This is a genomic window from Rhodococcus sp. NPDC080181, from assembly GCF_040702225.1.
GTDB lineage: Bacteria > Actinomycetota > Actinomycetes > Mycobacteriales > Mycobacteriaceae > Rhodococcoides > Rhodococcoides fascians.
Map to the genome: position 1 here is coordinate 1 of NZ_JBFBKN010000073.1, position 1,082 is coordinate 1,082.

At 61.6% G+C, this 1,082-nt stretch carries 1 protein-coding gene; it reads right to left on the minus strand.

From position 1 onward, the window contains the following. Nucleotides 1–973: IS481 family transposase (locus tag AB0O58_RS26765; protein WP_363799796.1), on the minus strand; the 973-nt coding region annotated here is incomplete at its 3' end. Nucleotides 974–1,082: the final 109 nt, after the last annotated feature.

Below are 1,082 nucleotides of genomic sequence, written 5' to 3' on the forward strand. Positions count from 1 at the left end.
TGTTCTTCTCGGGGACGTTGTGGACGGTCAGTCGCTCGATGGGTGACTTGCCGCCGATGCCTGTGTGGGGTCGGTGGTGATTGTAGTGATGGATCCAGTCTTGGTAGGTCGCCGCTCTGGCTTCGTCGGAGAGGTAAGTGTTCGCGTAGGCCCATTCCTGGTTGAGGGTTCTGTTGAATCGTTCGACTTTGCCGTTGGTCTGCGGCCGATACGGCCTGGTTCGCTTGTGCTTGATTCCAGGGCCTAGGGTCTGCGCGAACAGTATTGAGCGGTAACAGGATCCGTTGTCGGTCAGCACACGCGCGATCGTGATGTCATGGGCTGCGAAGTAGGCTTTGGCGCGCTCGAAGAATCCCGATGCGGTTTCTTTGCGTTCGTCACCGAGGATCTCCGAATACGCGAGCCGGCTGTGATCGTCGACGGCGTGATGGACGTAGGAGTATCCGCGGCCCTGTTTCTTGTTGTGCCGCTTCCCGATCGCGCGACCGAGCTTGCGATGTCCGCCGCCGTCGGGGATTCGGCCGAGCTTTTTGATGTCGATGTGGATCAGATCCCCGGGAGCGGGATGCTCGTAGCGATGCGGCTGCGGGCGTCGTACAGCAAGTCCGGTGTTCTGGTCGAGGTGGCGAAGCAGCGGCATCTTGTAGCGGCGCAGGACCGCTGAGACGGTGCTGTGCGGCATGTGCAGGTGGTAGCCGATGCGGTGTGGTCCCCACCGGCGGAGGAAGCGCAGGTTGATGATTCGGCGTTCGGTGCGGGTCGGTGTCCGGTTCGGGTTGTAGTGGGGTCTGCTCGAGCGGTCGGCCATTGCCGTCGGGCCGCCGGTGCGGTAGCGGTCGGCCCATTTCTTGGCTGTGGTCGGTGAAACCTGGAATCGTTCGGCCGCTCGGCGGATCGACCATCCGTCGTCGACGATCGATGCCGCGAGTTTCAATCGCCCCTTCGGGGTGAGCAAGGCATTAGCGTGTGACACGAGGACCTCTCGGTTGTCGGTGCAGTTGTGGTAACCACACCGATACCGGAGGTCCTCACCTATCTGTCGCTGCCACGCCGTCCACAACGTCCCTGCTCATTACAACTAG